The organism is Nesterenkonia xinjiangensis, assembly GCF_013410745.1.
Classification (GTDB): Bacteria; Actinomycetota; Actinomycetes; order Actinomycetales; family Micrococcaceae; genus Nesterenkonia; species Nesterenkonia xinjiangensis.
Window position 1 is genome coordinate 192,422 of record NZ_JACCFY010000001.1, and the last position, 15,442, is coordinate 207,863.

The window sequence follows — 15,442 nt, forward strand, 5'->3', positions numbered from 1 at the left end:
TGCCCGACCCGGCGCCGAGTCGCGAAGCTCCCCAGGACCACTCCTGCCCCGGGCGTCAGCCGTCCAGGGCCGCGCGACGCTCCGCAGAACGCTGGGCGGCAGCCTGGAGCTGCTCGGCCACGCGCACGGGGGCCGTGCCGCCGACGGCGTCGCGGGAGGCCAGCGAGCCGTCCACGCTGAGCACATCCCGGACCGCCGGAGTCAGCTCCGGATGGATGGCGGTCAGCTCCTCATCGGTGAGCTCGTGCAGCTCCTTGGCCGGGTCATGCTCCTCACAGGCACGCACGCACTCACCGGCGACCTCATGGGCCACTCGGAAGGGGACACCCTGCCGGACCAGCCACTCCGCCACATCGGTGGCCAGCGAGAAGCCCTGCGGGGCGAGCTCGGCCAGCCGCTCGGGATGGAAGCGCAAGGTGGCGATCATCCCGGAGACGGCCGGCAGCAGCATCTCCAGGGTGTCTACGGCGTCGAAAGCCGGCTCCTTGTCCTCCTGCAGGTCACGGTTGTACGCCAGAGGCAGCGCCTTCAGCGTGGCCAGGAGCCCGGTGTGGTCCCCGATCAGCCGGCCGGCCTTGCCACGCGCCAGCTCAGCGATGTCCGGGTTCTTCTTCTGCGGCATGATCGAACTGCCCGTGGAGTAGGCGTCATCAAGGGTGACGAAGCCGAACTCCTTGGTGGCCCAGAGGATCACCTCTTCACTGATCCGCGAGAGGTCCACCCCGATCATCGCCGTCACCCAGGTGAACTCGGCGACCAGGTCGCGGGAGGCCGTCCCGTCGATCGAGTTCTCCGTGGGGCCGTCGAAGCCCAGCTCCGCGGCGACCTGCGCCGGGTCCAGCCCCAATGACGATCCGGCCAGCGCCCCGGCGCCGTAGGGCGAGCGGGCGAGCCGGCGGTCCAGGTCGCCCAACCGATCGACGTCGCGCAGCAGCGGCCAGGCATGGGCGAGCAGGTGGTGGGCCAGCAGCACCGGCTGAGCGTGCTGCAGATGGGTGCGCCCCGGCATGGGCGTCCCCGGGTGCGCCTGGGCCTGGGCGATCAGCGCATCGACGACGTCGAGCACCCCGGCGGAGATCAGCCGCACCTGACCCCGCAGATACATGCGGACCATGGTGGCGATCTGGTCGTTGCGGGAACGGCCCGCGCGCAGCTTGCCGCCCAGGTCCTCCCCAGCCCGCTCCAGCAGGCCGCGCTCCAGCGCACCGTGGACGTCCTCGTCGGACTCCACGGGGGCGAAGGCCCCGGAGTGGACGTCATCGGCCAGGCGGTCCAGGGCCGAGAGCATGCCGGCGAGCTCCGGCTCCGTCAGCAGCCCCGCCCGGTGCAGCACCCGGGCATGTGCCCGGGAGCCGGCGATGTCATAGGGCGCCAGCTTCCAGTCGAAATGCGTGGACTTGCTCAGCGCGGCCATGACGTCGGCCGGCCCGGAGGCGAACCGTCCGCCCCACAGGGAGCCCTCGTTCGTGCCGTGCTTGTCGTTCGTCGCGTCAGCGGCCATGGGACCGAGGCTCACTTCTCGACGCCGGCGCCGGAGAGGTCGGGTTTGCCGTGGATCCGCTCCTCGCGCTGCGAGGCCGTCCGCGAGGACAGGCCGAAGATGTCGATGAACCCGGGCGCCGAGGCCTGGTCGAAGGAGTCGCCCTCGTCATAGGTGGCCAGGTTGAAGTCATAGAGGGAGGTCTCGGAGCGCCGACCCTGCACCGTGGCGCGGCCGCCGTGCAGCTCCAGACGAATCTCCCCGGAGACGTACTTCTGGGTCTCGTCGATGAAGACGTCGAGGTTGTTCTTCAGCGGGGAGAACCACTGGCCGTCGTAGACCAGCTCGGTCCACCGCTGATCCACCGCCTTCTTGAAGCGGGCCTGCTCGCGCTCCAAAGTGATGTTCTCCAGCTCCCGGTGGGCGGCCATCAGCGCCATCGCGCCGGGGGCCTCGTAGATCTCGCGGGACTTGATGCCGACCAGGCGGTCCTCGACGATGTCGATCCGGCCGATGCCCTGGGCGCCGGCGCGGCGGTTGAGCTCCTCGATGGCCTCCAGCGCGGTGACGCCGCGGCCGTCGAGGGCCACCGGCACGCCCTGATCGAAGGTGATGGTGACGACGTCGGCCGCCGGCGGGAAGGCCGGGTCCTCGGTGTAGTCGTAGACGTCCTTGGTGGGACCGTTCCAGATGTCCTCCAGAAAGCCGGTCTCCACGGCCCGGCCCCAGACGTTCTGGTCGATGGAGAAGGGGTTCTTCTTCGTCGTCTCGATCGGCAGGCTGTTCTTCTCTGCGTACTCGATGGCCTTCTCCCGGGTCAGCGCGAGGTCGCGCACGGGGGCGATGCACTTCAGCTCCGGACCCAGCGTCTGGATGGAGACCTCGAAACGGACCTGGTCGTTGCCCTTGCCGGTGCAGCCGTGGGCCACGGTGGTGGCGCCGAACTGCTGAGCCGCTGCCACCAGGTGCTTGGAGATCACCGGGCGGGAGATGGCCGAGACCAGCGGGTAGGAGTCCATGTAGAGGCCGTTGGCCTTCAGCGTGGGCATGCAGTACTGCTCGGCGAACTCATCGCGGGCGTCGGCCACGTAGGCCTCGACGGCGCCGCAGTCCAGCGCGCGCTGGCGCACGGTCTCCAGGGACTCGCCGCCCTGGCCGACGTCGACGGCGACGGCGACGACCTCAGAACCGGTCGCCTCGGCGATCCAGCCGATGGCCACAGAGGTGTCGAGGCCGCCCGAATAGGCGAGAACGATGCGATCGGTCACGGTCCAGCTCCTTGGAAGTCGTCCCTGTCCGAGCAGGGAGGGGTGGTGGTCGGCTCATCGGCGAGTCTACATAATTATTCACAGCATTGCATACTCTCGCAGTACAGTGGGTCCGGCGAGCCGATCTCTCCCCGGCAGGCTATCGCCTCAGGCAGCCGTCGTCAGCGGCGTTGCGGCCCTCGGCCGACGGGCACCTCGCCTGCGCCGGCGCATCCACCAGGTCAGCGCGGTCAGGTGCGGGAACTCCAGCAGCATCCCGAGCACGATCACCGCCGTGATGACGGCGTTCTCCCCCAGCGCGAGCGCGGTGACCGCCAGCATCAGCGGCGCGTTGCGGGCGGTGGTCGTGAAGACCACCAGGGTCACCTCGTCCTCGGCCAGGCCTGCCCACCGACGCACCAGCTCCGAGAGGGCCAGGCTCACCGCGAAGAACATCACGACCCCGGCGAGCACCCGCCCCAGCGTCGCCGGCTCGAGGGCCGCCTCCCCGAGGCCGGAGGAGAAGAGGCCCAGGATCAGTGCGGCGATCGCCCAGGGCACGCAGCCTCCGGCGATCCCCTGGACCCGCTCGAGGACCGCACGGCCGCCGAGAAGACCGATGAGGACGCGCAGCACCACGGCGACCCCGGCCGGGACCAGCAGCCCCTCGAGCAGCGCGGGCCACAGCGCCTCCACCACCCCGGGCAGACTGCGCCCGGACAGCGCAGAGATCCACACCGGATAGAGCAGCAGCTGGAGCACCAGGCTCACCGGGATCAGCGCCGCACCGAGCGCTGTGCTGCCCCCGGCGACCCGGGTGAAGCCGAGGAACCAGTCGGTGCAGGGGAACAGCAGGTAGATCAGCAGGCCCAGACGCACCAGGTCGTCGTCAGGGACGATCAGCGCGGTCACCCCGAGCGCCACCGCCGGAAGGATCAGGAAGTTCAGCCCGAGCACGACCACGACTGCCCGGCGGGAGCGCAGCAGCTCGCGGCCGCCGCCGAGACGGACCTCGAGGAACAGCAGCCCCAGGAGGACCATGATGATCGGGTCGACCGGGATCGCGACCGGCCCGAACACCCCGAGCATCAGGCCGGCGCCCATGGCGAGCAGGAAGAGCAGAGCGGGGTGCGGCCTCAGCAGGCGCATTCGGCCCCGCATTCGGAGACGTCCTCAGCGAGCATGCCGGCGCTGCGCCAAGCCTCCAGCTCCGAGCAGTCCTTGCCCAGCGACTCCCCGATGACCCTCGCGACGTGGGCGAAGCGCTGGCGGAACTTGTAGATGAAGCAGAAGCGCTGAGCGCCGTGGCGCAGCGCGGGCCCGGAGAGGAAGAGCCCGGGGGCCAGGGTCGACTGATCATCGGCGTCCACCAGCGGCCAGCCGTCCTCGCGACGGTCGAACAGATGCGCCGCCGGACCGAGCCCTGGCCCGAATCCGGTGCCGGCCAGCGGCGGAGAGTCGGCGGTCAGCGTGCCGCCGTCGTCCAACGTGACCGTCCAGCACCGTCCTTCGCGCGCCACAGCGACCGCACGCCGGGACGCCAGGGTGAGCCGGCCGGTCTCCCGAGCGGCGGCGAGCCGCATGCGTGAGCGCGGGGCGAGCCCGTAGGACGGGTCCGAGCCCTGCCCGGCGTCCCAGGGGTGATCAGCGTCGAGGACGGTCACGGCGGCCCCGTGCTCGATGTGGTGGCAGGCGATGTCGATCCCAGACTCACCGCCGCCGAGCACCAGGACACGGCCCTCGCGGGGCGTCCAGGCCTCTTCACGTCCGGTATGGACCAGGGAGTGCCTCCCGGGGATCTGCGGCACCTCGGGGGACTGGAACTCGCCGCCGGCCCAGATCACGGTCCGAGCGGGAATCGGACCGTTCGCGGTGGTGGCGATGAAGCCGACGTCGTCCTGGCGCAGCGAGGTCACCTCGCAGCCTCGGGCCACGGGGATCTCGAAATGACCGGTGACGCTGCGCAGGTACTTCGCGTAGCCGGCGCCGTCGGGGTAGTCCACCCCGAGGCTGAAGGCAGGGGACGTGAGCGGGTGCACCGAATTCAGATCCGTGGCTCCGTAGCCGTTGCCGGTGAAGGAGGGCGTGAGGAACTGTTGCCGGCGGGGCCATCGGTGGAAGGTCTCGCCGATCTCGCCGCGGTCGACGACACCGGCGACAAGACCTTCGACGGCGTCCAGGGCAAGCGCGGAACCGATGCCGGCCGGCCCGGCCCCGATGACGAGGGTGTCGAGTGGCTGCGGACCTGTGGAGGAAGTCATGGGCGCACCTTTCCAGCTTATTGAGAACTGATATCAATAAGCGAGCATACGCGATCCCTCGGATAGACTGGGAGACATGCCACACGACCCCTCCCCCGACACCAACGGCGTGCCCGAGCTGACCGACGAACAGCTGGAGTTCCTCAACTCCATGTTCGATCTCGCACGTCAGGGCCGTGACGAGGAGCTGCTCGGCCTGATCGACCAGGGGATCCCCGTCAATCTGGCCAATTCCAAAGGTGACACGCTGCTGATCCTGGCCACCTACAACAACCACGCGGCGCTGGTGGAGGGCCTCATCAGCCGCGACGCCGACGTCGACCGGCTCAACGACCGCGGGCAGTCCGCCCTGACCTGCGCCGTGTTCCTGCAGAACGAGGAGACCGTGCGGATGCTGCTGGCCGCAGGCGCAGATCCGCGCCACGAGGGCCAGAACGCCTACGCGGCGATCGAGATGTTCGGACTGGAGACCATGCGCACCGTGCTCGACAGCGCCTCCCAGGACTGACCCGACGCCCCGGGATCCCTCAGGTGGAGCACCCGGTTCACCCCACGGGTGCCCCCCCCCGGTGAACATCCTGATCACGCAGCAGCTGATGAGGCCGATGCTCACCCCGTCGATGATCGAGAAGGTCAGCGAGGCTCCTGCAGGTGCGACGCACCAGAGACGACGCGTTCGCCGCCGATCCACACCGTGTCGATGTCAGCCGGTGACCCGAGGCTGAAGAGCTTGGCGACGACGTCCTGGGGGTCACGCGCATGTCGCAGCACCGTCTCCAGCGTCCCACCGGCACCTGGCCGCACCAGCACGGCGTCGAACTGCCGCCCCGCAGAGAGATCTCCCACCGTCTCGGCCAGACCCAGGGCCAGCGCTCCAGAACGGGTGCTCAGATGCAGGAGGTCTGAGGGAGCCAGCTGCACTCCCTCAGCACCGAGCAGCCGCTGCCCGAAGTAAGCCTGCAGCCCTTCCTGGAAGAGCGAGAAGCCGGTGCCTGCGCCGACATCCGAGCCGAGGGCCACCGGCACACCGGCCGCAAGGTGCTGCCGCAGCGGGAACAGGCCGCTGCCCAGGGAGAAGTTCGACGTCGGGCAATGAGCTGCGGCAGTGCGGGTCTGGCCCATGCGCTCCAGCTCCGCAGCCGCGGGATGGACGTTGTGGGCCAGCACCGACCGCGGACCGAGCAGGCCGTGACGGTCATAGGTGTCCACATAGTCGCGGGCCTCAGGGAAGAGCCGCCGGACCTCCTCGATCTCGACGGGGTTCTCATTGACATGCGAGGTGAACCAGAGACCTTCGGACGGCCCTCCCCCTTCACGGAGGAGCACCCCGCAGGACTCCAGCATCTCCTGGCTCGCAGAGAGGGAGAAGCGCGGGGTCACCGCATAGCGGAGCCGACCCTGGCCGTGCCAGCGTTCTGCGAGCGCCCGGCCGACGTCGAGCGCCTGGGACGGGGTGGTCAGCAACGTCTCAGGAAGGATCCTGTCACTGACCACCAGACCTGAGGTCATGCGCAGACCCACCTGCTGCGCCTGGGCGAACAGCACCTCCATCGCCTCGGGGAAATGCGACCCGAACACCAGCGCCGTGGTCGTGCCGGACTGGACCAGACCACTCAGGAACTCCTGTGCGACCTCACCGGCGTGGTCCGCATCCGCCAGCCGCTCCTCCTCGGGCAGGGCGCACCGGGCCAGCCAGTCCAGCAGCGCCATGCCCAGCCCACCGATGATGCGGACCTGCGGAAAGTGCACGTGGGCGTCCACCATCCCCGGCATCAGGATGCCGTCCCGCAGGTCGACCACCGGATGGTCGGGATGGTCCCGCCGCGCCGCCTCGACCCCGGTCCGTGCCAGGATGACGCCGTCGTCGTCGACGACGAGCGCGCAGTCCTGGTCGCTGCGAAGCCCTTCGGGATCCCCCAGGTCCCCGGGGGTATCGAGGACCCTGCTTCGATAGATCGTCATCGTGGTCGGCCGCCCTCCTGACGCTGCGCAGGATCGTCGCGACGGAGAAACTTCGCCGCCACGCCGACGGCGATGCTCGCCGGGTCCTTCCCTGGGATCTCCGCGATCCCGAGGGGGCATTCGATCCGAGAGATCTGCTCGGCCGAGTAGCCGCTCTCGCCCAGGCGCTTGCGGAACCTCGCCCATTTGGCCGCCGACCCGATCAGCCCTACGGAGGCGAGGTCCTCCCGGCCCAGCACGGCTTCACAGAGGAAGAGGTCCTCGGCGTGATCGTGAGTCATGATCAGCACATGAGCTCCCGCCGGCAGACTGCGGATCACCGTCTCCGGCGCCGGCGCATGATGGATCGAGACCCGGGCGTGGCCGCTGCGGATGTCCTCGGCCTCGGCTCGCAGCGCGTGCTCCTCACGACTGTCGACCAGGTGCAGGGAGATCGGCATCCGGGAGAAGATGCGGGCGGCCTCGTAGCCGACATGGCCGAGCCCGAAGATCGCGACCACCGGTGCGACGGCAAGGCGTTCGAAGAGGACGGACACCTGCCCTCCGCAGCATTGCCTCCCGTGGAGGGCCGGGGCGTGCTCGGTCAGGGAGAGATCGAGGATCTCCGGGGCCTCAGCTTCGGAGGCAAGCATGCCCCGGGCATGCTCCACCGCGGTCTTCTCCAGGTTCCCACCGCCGATGCTGTCCCAGGCGGCGTCCGCCGAGACCACCATCTTCGCGCCTGCCTCGCGCGGGGCGTGACCCCGCGTCCGCAGCAGAGTGATGAGCACCCCCGGTTCGCCTCGGGCCTTCAGACCGCCGATCGCCGCATGCCAGTCCATCGGTCATCCGCTCGCCGGCACCGGGGTCTCTGCCGCTGCGACGGTCCGGGCCGCCTGCACCGCCCAGAACACGGCCTCGGGAGTGGCGGGGCTGGGGAGCTGCACCTCGACCCCTCCCGGGCCGAAGGCCCCCGCGGCGGCACGCAGCGCCTCCCGGACGCTGAATGCCAGCATGAGGGGCGGCTCCCCCACCGCTTTGGAGCCGTAGACCACGCCGGGCTCGGTGGCCCGTTCATAGAGATGCACGGTGAACTCCTCAGGCATCTCGGAGAAGCTCGGCAGCTTATAGGTGCTCGCCGACTGGGAGAGCACCCGGCCACGACGTTCCGTCTCGGAGGTGTCCCAGCGGAAGTCCTCCAGCGTCAGCCAGCCGGCCCCCTGAACGAAGCCTCCCTCGATCTGCCCCACATCGATCATCGGCGAGAGTGAATCTCCCACATCGTGGAGGATGTCAGTCCGGAGCAGCCGATAGGCCCCGGTGAAGCCATCGACCTCGACCTCGCTGACAGCGGCCCCGTAGGCGAAGTACTTGAACGGCTCCCCCTGCATCCGTGCCGCGTCCCAGTGGATCCCCTCGGTGCGGTAGTAACCGGCTGCGAAGAGCTGAACGCGCTGCAGGTAGGCGTGCCTGACCACCTCGGCGAACTCGAGGGCCCCCTCCTGGCCCAGCCCGCGCACCTGGCCCGCTTCGAAGCGCACGTCGTGGCAGTGGACGCCCAGGCGGCGAGAGGCCACCTCGGCCAGCCGGCCGCGGATCTGCTCGCAGGCGTTCTTGATCGCGCCGCCGTTGAGGTCCGCCCCGGAGCTGGCCGCCGTCGCCGAGGTGTTGGGCACCTTATCGGTCCGGGTCGGGGCCAGGCGCACCTGGTGGAGCGGGACGCCGAGCGCGGTGGCGGCGACCTGACGCATCTTCGTGTGCAGCCCCTGGCCCATCTCGGTGCCGCCATGGTTGATCAGCACCGAGCCGTCCTTGTACACGTGGACCAGCGCCCCAGCCTGGTTGAACGCGGTGAAGTTGAAGGAGATGCCGAACTTCACCGGTGTCACCGCCATCCCCCGCTTGACATGCCGGTGCGAGACGTTGAACTCGGCGATCTCCTGGTGCCTGCGGGAGACTTCAGCACGCTGGCCCAGCTGCTCCCAGATGTCGCCGATCCGCTCAGCGTGGCGGACCGGCTGCCCGTAGGGCGTGAAGTCTCCGGGCCGGTAGAGGTTGCGACGGCGCAGCTCGTCAGGCTGAATCCCCAGTCGAGGTGCGCAGCGCCCGAGGATGTCCTCGATGACCAGCATGCCCTGTGGCCCGCCGAATCCCCGGAAGGCCGTCTGCGAGGTCTTGTGCGTCTTGGCTATCCGGCCCAGGACCTCCACCGCGGGAATGAGGTAGGCGTTGTCCATGTGGCACAGCGCCCGAGACAGCACCGGCTCCGACAGATCCAGCGCCCAGCCGCCGTCGGCGGTGACCACTGCTCTCAGGCCCAGCAGATGCCCCTGCTCGTCGAAGCTGACCTCCCAGTCGGCGGCGAACGGATGCCGCTTGCCCGTCATCGTCATGTCCTGGGTGCGGTTGAGCCGCAGTCGCACCGGGCGGCCGGTGCGGACTGCTCCGAGCGCTGCCACCGCTGCGAGACCGTGCGGCTGCATCTCCTTGCCGCCGAAGGCCCCGCCCATCCTCAGCGACTGGACGATGACCTCGTGGGAGGGCAGACCCAGCACCTGGGCGACGATCTCCTGGGTCTCGCTGGGGTGCTGAGTCGAGGAATGCACCATCACCTGCCCCGCTTCATCGACGGCGGCGAAGGAGGCGTGGGTCTCCAGGTAGAAGTGGTCCTGCCCGCCGCACTCGAGGTGACCGCTGAAGCGGTGGGGCGCGCTCTCCAGCGCCGCGGCGGCATCACCGCGGCTGAGCACCGGCTGACGCCCCTGGAAGCTGCCTGCCGCGATGGCCTCGTCGAGCGTCACCAGGGAGGGCAGCGGCACGTAGTCGATCTGCACGGCCTCGGCGCCCAGCCGCGCGGCCTCCTCGGTCTCGCCGAGGACCCAGCACACCGCATGGCCGTAGTACATGACCTCCGCGGGGAAGAGCGGCTCGTCCTTCTTGACGCCGGCATCGTTGGTCCCGGGCACGTCCTCGGCGGTGAGCACCTCGACGACGCCGGCGCTGCTGCGCGCCCGGCTGGTGTCCATCGCCACGACCCGGGCGTGGGCGTGGAGGGACTGCACCGGCCAGGCGTGCAGCGCTCGAGGGTCTCGGGCGGCGAGGTCGTCGGTGTACAGGGCAGCTCCTGTGGCATGCAGCGCCGCACTCTCATGTGACTCTGGTGCTCCGACCCCGCTCATGGGGACACCTCCTGGTGGGCTGCCGCCTCCACAGCGGCGTGGAAACAGGGCAGGGCCTGGTGGAGCATCGCGGCCCGGTATCGCGCGCTGGCTCGAAGATCGTCCAGGGGAGTGCCCTCTGCCGCCATGGTCGCCGCCGCCTCGTGGATGGTCTGCTCCGACCACGGCCTGCCGCGGAGCGCCTGCTCGGTGGCTGCGGCACGCAGCGGCGTGGCCGCGACTCCACCGAGTCCTATACGTGCCTCGGTGATGATGCCGTCAGCGACCTGCAGCGCGATGGCGACCGCGACCGACGAGATGTCGTCGAAGCGACGCTTGGCGATCTTGTGGAAGGCGCTGCGTCCCAGCAGCGGCAGCGGGATCCTGATGCTGCGGATCAGCTCGCCCTCCCTCAAGACGGTCTGGCGGTACCCGGTGAAGAACTCTTCCAGCGCCACGTGGCGCTCCCCTTCGGCGGAGGCCAGCACGACCACGGCGTCCAAGGCCAGCAGCGTCGGGGCGGAATCGCCGATCGGCGAGGCTGTCCCCAGATTGCCTCCCAGGGTCGCGGTGTTGCGGATGAGCCGGGAGGCGAACTGCGGGAGGAGCTCGCTCAACAGCGGGACCTGTCCGGCCAGGGCGCGCTCGATCTCCGAGAGCGTCGCGCCCGCCCCGATGTCGATGACATCATCGTCCCTGGTGATATGGCGCAGCTCCTCCAGATGGTCGATCGCCATCAGCTTCGGCGGCCGGGAGTGCCGGATGTTGCGCTCGACGCCGAGATCGGTCGCTCCGGCCACGAGGACCGTCCCGGGCTCCTCGGCGAGCCGCTCCAGCGTCTCGTGCCAGGTGGCGGGCCGCCGGAACTCTGCACCCTCGGCCGTGAGCACAGTGGGCTGCGGAGCAGGAGCCGGGCGATCCTGTCGACGGAGGAGCGGGTCCTTCGCCGGCGCGGCACCGAGGGCATAGGCGGCGTCGCGGATGGGACGATACCCGGTGCAGCGGCAGAGGTTGCCGCTGAGCGCGTGCAGGTCGAATCCGTTCGCCCCGTGGTCCGACGGACAGTCGGCCGCGGCATCGGACGCAGTGCCGGCCACAGGGCTGGGCGCCCGGTCGGCCCGGTAATACTCCGCCGCCATGGCGCAGACGAAGCCAGGAGTGCAGTAGCCGCACTGGGACCCTCCGCGCCGAGCCATCTCCTGCTGCACCGGGTGCAGCTCGTCCAGGGTCTTCTCCAGGGCGGCATCAGGGGCGGAGGCACCGGCGAGCCCTTCGGCGGTGATCACCTCGTGACCCACGAAGGCCGCCGCAGGCGGCAGGCAGGCGTTGACGGCCGTCCAGCGTGAGCGCTGCGGCCCGTCCGGCCGCGCCACCAGCACCGCGCAGGCTCCGCACTCTCCCTCGGCGCAGCCTTCCTTGGCGCCGGTCAGCCCACGGCTCCGCAGCCAGTCCAGGAGGTTCACACGAGGGACGATCTCGTCAGCAGCCTCGTCCCGTCCGTTCACCCTGATCTGCCATGACCCCGCCATGCCATCCTCCTCTGCTGCATGCACGATGCGTCCAGCATCACACAGGAGGAGGCATTGCGGGAGCCTCACTCCGTCATGCGGATTCCTGGAGGTCGGTCTCACCTTCGGCGAAACCGCGGAACCGCGCGGCGGCCTCCGCGCCGCCGTCAGCTCCGGTGGTGACCAGCATGATGGTGTCGTCCCCGGCGATCGTGCCCAGGATCTCCTTGAGCCCGGCGTGGTCCACCGCGCTGGCCAGGAACTGCGCGGCACCCGGAGGGGTGCGCAGGATGACCAGGTTCGCACTGGCCTCCGCCGAGACCAGCAGGTCCCGGCAGAGCGCCACCAGCCGGGCCAGAGTGGTGGCCTCGGTCTGGTCCGACTGCAGCTCCCGCTCGTGGCCCTCCCCCGGCACCGCGTAGATCAGCGCGCCGTCGGCGCCTCGGACCCGCGCCGCGCCGATCTCCACCAGATCCCGGGACAGCGTGCCCTGCGTGACCCGCACGCCCTCCTCAGCCAGCTGCTCGACCAGCTCGGCCTGGGACCGGAGGGCGCCGCGGGTGATCAGCTCGCGGATCTTCGCGTGACGGGCGGTCTTGGTGGTCGGGGTGGTGTGCGAGCTCATCGTCGAGGGATCTCCTCACCCTGCTCGCCGGCACGCACCTGGGCGACCGTGGCGTCATCGGCGAGGCCGGACTCGACCAGCAGCCAGGCCATCAGCGCCTTCTGCGCATGGAGCCGGTTCTCAGCCTCGTCCCAGACCACGGACTGCGGGCCGTCGATGACCTCCGCACCGATCTCCACCCCCCGATAGGCCGGCAGGCAGTGCAGCACGATCGCACCCTCGGCCGCGCGGGCCATCGCCGCGGCGTCCACCCGGTAGTCGCCGAAGAGCCGCATCCGCTGCTCCTTCTCGTCCTCCTGCCCCATGGAGACCCAGGTGTCGGTGGCGACGACGTCGGCCCCCTCCAGTGCCAGGGCTGCCTCGGTGGTGATGGTCACCGAACCGCCGGTGAGTCCGGCCCGCTCCTGAGCGGCCGCGACGATCCGCTCCTCCGGCAGATGATCCTGCGGGCCGGCGATGCGCACATCCATGCCGGCATTGACCCCGGCCAGCAGATAGGAGTTGGCCATGTTGTTGGCCGCATCCCCCAGGTAGGCCAGCGAACGGCCCGTCAGCTCGCCCAGATGCTCACGGACGGTGAGCAGATCGGCCAGCAGCTGGCAGGGGTGGTAGTCGTCGGAGAGCGCGTTGATCACCGGCACGCGGCTGTGCTCGGCCATCTCCTCGAGCCCCGACTGGGCGTAGGTGCGCCAGACGATCAGCGAGACCATCCGGTCCAGCACGTTCGCCGTGTCCGCGATGGACTCCTTGTGGCCCAGCTGCGACTCTCCGGGGTTCACGATCAGCGGCGCCCCGCCCAGCGCGGAGATCCCGGCGGCGAAGGACACCCGGGTGCGGGTGGAGGTCTTGTCGAAGAACACCGCGGCGGTCTGCGGACCGGCCAGCGGCCTGACCGCGTACGGGGCGGCCTTCATCGCTGCCGCGAGGGTCAGCACCCGGTCCAGCTCCTCGGGGCTCAGATCCAGGTCAGCGAGCAGGTGGCGGGTCATGTATTCTCCTTCGCGGCGCGGTGGATGCCCGGCAGGGCCTCCACGAAGCGCATCATCTGGTCCTCGGTGATGGTCAGCGGCGGGGCCAGCCGCAGGGTGCGCGGGCCCGGTGCGTTGATGATGAAGCCGGCCTCCAGCGCCTGGGCGACTATCGCGGGAGCCAACGGTGCGGAGCCGGGGAGGCCGGCGTCGTCGACGTCGAAGCCGATGAGCAGGCCATGGGCGCGCACCTCGGTGACCTCCGCCCGTGCCGCCAGGGCATCGGCGGTGGCTGCCCCGACACGACGCACATTCTCCAGGACACCGCCGGACTCCAGGGCATGGATCGTGGCCAGCGCGGCCGCGGTGGCGACCGGATTCCCACCGAAGGTGGTGCCATGCTGTCCGGCGGAGAGCAGTTCGCTGACCGCCTCGCCGCAGGTGATCAGCGCGCCGATCGGGAATCCGCCGCCCAGCCCCTTGGCCAGAGTCATCGCGTCCGGCTCCACCCCGGTGGAGGCGAACCAGGCGCCGGTCCGACCCACTCCGGTCTGCACCTCGTCGACGATCATCAGCGCCCCGGCCTCCCGGGTGATCTCGCGGACGGCCTGCAGGTACCCCTCGGGCATGCCACGGACTCCGGCCTCACCCTGGATGGGCTCCACGACGACGGCGGCGACGGTCTCGTCCACCGCGGCGCGCAGCGCCGCCACGTCCCCGGCCGGCACCCATTCGACGCCTCCGGGCAGCGGCTCGAAGGGCTCACGGTGGGCAGGCTTCCAGGTCAGCGCCAGCGCCCCCATGGATCGCCCATGGAAGCCGTCCTGCAGCGCGATGATCCGCGGACGGTCTGTGCCGCCATGACGCCGGGCGAGCTTGAAGGCCGCTTCATTGGACTCCGTGCCGGAGTTGGTGAAGAAGACCTTGGAGCCCTCCGGGGCCTCGGAGAGCTGCAGCAGCTTCTCTGCCAGGGCGATCTGCGTGGGGCTGGTGAAGAAGTTGGAGATGTGCCCCAGGGTGGCCGACTGACTGGCCACCACGGAGGTCACCAGCGGATGGGCATGGCCCAGCGCGTTGACGGCGATTCCCGCCAGCAGGTCCAGGTACTCCCGACCCTCGGCATCCCAGACGGTGGCCCCCGAGCCCCGGACCAGGACCCGCTGCGGGGTGCCGAAGACACCCAGCAGCGAGTCTCGGTACCGTCCGAGCAGGGCCTCTCCGGCCTGCGACTCGGCCAGCACGTCAGAGGTCAGCGCGTCGGGGGTCAGCGCGTCGGGGGTCAGCTCCCCCGAGGTCGGCTCAGCCATCAGACGTCCTCCCTGTCCGGCACGACCTGCGTGCCGACTCCCTCGGCGGTGACGATCTCCAGCAGCATCGAGTGCGGCTCTCGGCCGTCGACGATATGGGCCCGCGGCACCCCGTCCTCGACGGCGGTCAGCGCGGCGGTCATCTTCGGGATCATCCCGGACTGCAGGTCGGGCAGCATTCTCCGCAGGTCCGAGACGCTGAGCGAGGAGATCAGCGAGGAACGATCCGGCCAGTCGGCGTAGAGCCCTTCGACGTCGGTGAGCATCACCAGCTTCGCCGCCCCGAGCGCTGAGGCGACGGCGGCCGCTGCGAGGTCGGCGTTGACGTTGAGCACCTCTCCGGTGGGCTGGCCGGCGTCGTCGAACTCCGGGGCGATCGTGGAGATGACCGGGATGCGCTTGGCGGCCAGGAGGTCCTCCACGGCGGCAGGGTTGACCCCGGTGACCTCTCCGACGAGCCCGAGGTCGATCTCCTGCCCGTCGATCACAGCTGTCTTGCGGCGGGCACGCAGCAGGGCGGCGTCCTCCCCGGAGAGTCCTACAGCGTAAGGGCCATGGCTGTTGATCAGCCCGATGAGCTGGCGGCCGACCTGCCCGGTGAGGACCATGCGGACCACGTCCATGGCCTCCGGGGTGGTGACCCGGTAGCCGGCGCGGAACTCCGACTGCACCCCGACGGTCTCCAGCATGGCGTTGATCTGCGGGCCGCCCCCGTGGACCACCACCGGGTTGACCCCGACGTGCCGCAGGAAGACCACGTCCTCGGCGAAGGCGCGGCGGAGGTCCTCGTCGACCATCGCGTTGCCGCCGTACTTGATGACGATGGTCTCCCCGACGAACTTCTGCATCCAGGGCAGCGCCTCGATCAGTGTGGCGGCCTTCGCACCGGCGTCTGCCCGCGGGTCCCGCTCACGGGGCTGCAGGCTGGTGATCTTCTCGGTCACTGG

13 protein-coding genes are annotated in these 15,442 nt (G+C 70.0%); 1 reads left to right on the forward strand and 12 read right to left on the reverse strand.

The window, feature by feature from the left end; all coding sequences use genetic code 11:
• Positions 1–55: 55 nt before the first annotated feature.
• From argH to HNR09_RS00905, 4 genes are all read right to left on the reverse strand, one after another.
• Positions 56–1,501, reverse strand: a complete 1,446-nt coding sequence (gene argH / locus HNR09_RS00890) for an argininosuccinate lyase (protein ID WP_179540331.1) — start codon at positions 1,499–1,501, stop codon at positions 56–58.
• An 11-nt stretch (positions 1,502–1,512) separates the two neighbouring features.
• Complete coding sequence (locus HNR09_RS00895; protein WP_179540332.1) at positions 1,513–2,748, reverse strand: argininosuccinate synthase; 1,236 nt, start codon at positions 2,746–2,748, stop codon at positions 1,513–1,515.
• Positions 2,749–2,895: 147 nt separating this feature from the next.
• Positions 2,896–3,888 carry an arsenic resistance protein gene (locus HNR09_RS00900; RefSeq protein WP_179540333.1) on the reverse strand — a complete coding sequence of 331 codons (993 nt, stop codon included), beginning with the start codon at positions 3,886–3,888 and terminating at the stop codon, positions 2,896–2,898.
• The gene (locus HNR09_RS00905) at positions 3,864–4,988 is read right to left on the reverse strand and encodes an NAD(P)/FAD-dependent oxidoreductase (RefSeq protein WP_179540334.1); all 1,125 of its coding nucleotides are present in this window, start codon (positions 4,986–4,988) and stop codon (positions 3,864–3,866) included. Before HNR09_RS00905 ends, HNR09_RS00900 begins: the two co-directional genes overlap by 25 nt.
• A gap of 76 nt (positions 4,989–5,064) precedes the next feature.
• Here HNR09_RS00905 and HNR09_RS00910 point away from each other — a divergent pair, with 76 nt between their 5' ends.
• Positions 5,065–5,496 (forward strand): ankyrin repeat domain-containing protein, encoded by a 432-nt coding sequence (locus HNR09_RS00910; RefSeq protein WP_218881854.1) that lies wholly within the window; start codon positions 5,065–5,067, stop codon positions 5,494–5,496.
• A gap of 125 nt (positions 5,497–5,621) precedes the next feature.
• Here HNR09_RS00910 and HNR09_RS00915 read toward each other — a convergent pair whose 3' ends face one another.
• The 8 genes from HNR09_RS00915 to argB all read right to left on the reverse strand — a co-directional run bounded on the left by HNR09_RS00915 (position 5,622) and on the right by argB (position 15,439).
• The gene (locus HNR09_RS00915; protein ID WP_179540335.1) at positions 5,622–6,950 is read right to left on the reverse strand and encodes a guanine deaminase; all 1,329 of its coding nucleotides are present in this window, start codon (positions 6,948–6,950) and stop codon (positions 5,622–5,624) included.
• The gene (gene xdhC, locus HNR09_RS00920; RefSeq protein ID WP_179540336.1) at positions 6,947–7,771 is read right to left on the reverse strand and encodes a xanthine dehydrogenase accessory protein XdhC; all 825 of its coding nucleotides are present in this window, start codon (positions 7,769–7,771) and stop codon (positions 6,947–6,949) included. The genes HNR09_RS00915 and xdhC overlap by 4 nt, the downstream gene beginning before the upstream one ends.
• Before the next feature lie 3 nt (positions 7,772–7,774).
• The gene (xdhB, locus tag HNR09_RS00925; protein WP_179540337.1) at positions 7,775–10,108 is read right to left on the reverse strand and encodes a xanthine dehydrogenase molybdopterin binding subunit; all 2,334 of its coding nucleotides are present in this window, start codon (positions 10,106–10,108) and stop codon (positions 7,775–7,777) included.
• A complete protein-coding gene (locus HNR09_RS00930; RefSeq protein ID WP_179540338.1) occupies positions 10,105–11,616 on the reverse strand; it encodes a xanthine dehydrogenase small subunit in 1,512 nt (503 codons plus the stop codon). Before HNR09_RS00930 ends, xdhB begins: the two co-directional genes overlap by 4 nt.
• A 73-nt stretch (positions 11,617–11,689) precedes the next feature.
• Complete coding sequence (locus HNR09_RS00935; RefSeq protein ID WP_179540339.1) at positions 11,690–12,220, reverse strand: arginine repressor; 531 nt, start codon at positions 12,218–12,220, stop codon at positions 11,690–11,692.
• Positions 12,217–13,209: an ornithine carbamoyltransferase gene (argF, locus tag HNR09_RS00940; RefSeq protein WP_179540340.1), complete on the reverse strand. Its 993-nt coding sequence runs from the start codon at positions 13,207–13,209 to the stop codon at positions 12,217–12,219. Before argF ends, HNR09_RS00935 begins: the two co-directional genes overlap by 4 nt.
• Positions 13,206–14,495, reverse strand: a complete 1,290-nt coding sequence (locus HNR09_RS00945) for an acetylornithine transaminase (RefSeq protein ID WP_179540341.1) — start codon at positions 14,493–14,495, stop codon at positions 13,206–13,208. Before HNR09_RS00945 ends, argF begins: the two co-directional genes overlap by 4 nt.
• Complete coding sequence (argB, locus tag HNR09_RS00950; RefSeq protein WP_343047396.1) at positions 14,495–15,439, reverse strand: acetylglutamate kinase; 945 nt, start codon at positions 15,437–15,439, stop codon at positions 14,495–14,497. Before argB ends, HNR09_RS00945 begins: the two co-directional genes overlap by 1 nt.
• Positions 15,440–15,442: the final 3 nt, after the last annotated feature.

Excerpts from the sequence above, each read along its gene's own strand:
- argH (WP_179540331.1), bottom strand. The coding sequence starts at position 1,501 with ATGGCCGCTGACGCGACGAACGACAAGCACGGCACGAACGAGGGCTCC.
- HNR09_RS00900 (WP_179540333.1), bottom strand. The coding sequence starts at position 3,888 with ATGCGGGGCCGAATGCGCCTGCTGAGGCCGCACCCCGCTCTGCTCTTC.
- HNR09_RS00905 (WP_179540334.1), bottom strand. The coding sequence starts at position 4,988 with ATGACTTCCTCCACAGGTCCGCAGCCACTCGACACCCTCGTCATCGGG.
- HNR09_RS00910 (WP_218881854.1), top strand. The coding sequence starts at position 5,065 with ATGCCACACGACCCCTCCCCCGACACCAACGGCGTGCCCGAGCTGACC.
- HNR09_RS00915 (WP_179540335.1), bottom strand. The coding sequence starts at position 6,950 with ATGACGATCTATCGAAGCAGGGTCCTCGATACCCCCGGGGACCTGGGG.
- xdhC (WP_179540336.1), bottom strand. The coding sequence starts at position 7,771 with ATGGACTGGCATGCGGCGATCGGCGGTCTGAAGGCCCGAGGCGAACCG.
- xdhB (WP_179540337.1), bottom strand. The coding sequence starts at position 10,108 with ATGAGCGGGGTCGGAGCACCAGAGTCACATGAGAGTGCGGCGCTGCAT.
- HNR09_RS00930 (WP_179540338.1), bottom strand. The coding sequence starts at position 11,616 with ATGGCGGGGTCATGGCAGATCAGGGTGAACGGACGGGACGAGGCTGCT.
- HNR09_RS00935 (WP_179540339.1), bottom strand. The coding sequence starts at position 12,220 with ATGAGCTCGCACACCACCCCGACCACCAAGACCGCCCGTCACGCGAAG.
- argF (WP_179540340.1), bottom strand. The coding sequence starts at position 13,209 with ATGACCCGCCACCTGCTCGCTGACCTGGATCTGAGCCCCGAGGAGCTG.
- HNR09_RS00945 (WP_179540341.1), bottom strand. The coding sequence starts at position 14,495 with ATGGCTGAGCCGACCTCGGGGGAGCTGACCCCCGACGCGCTGACCCCC.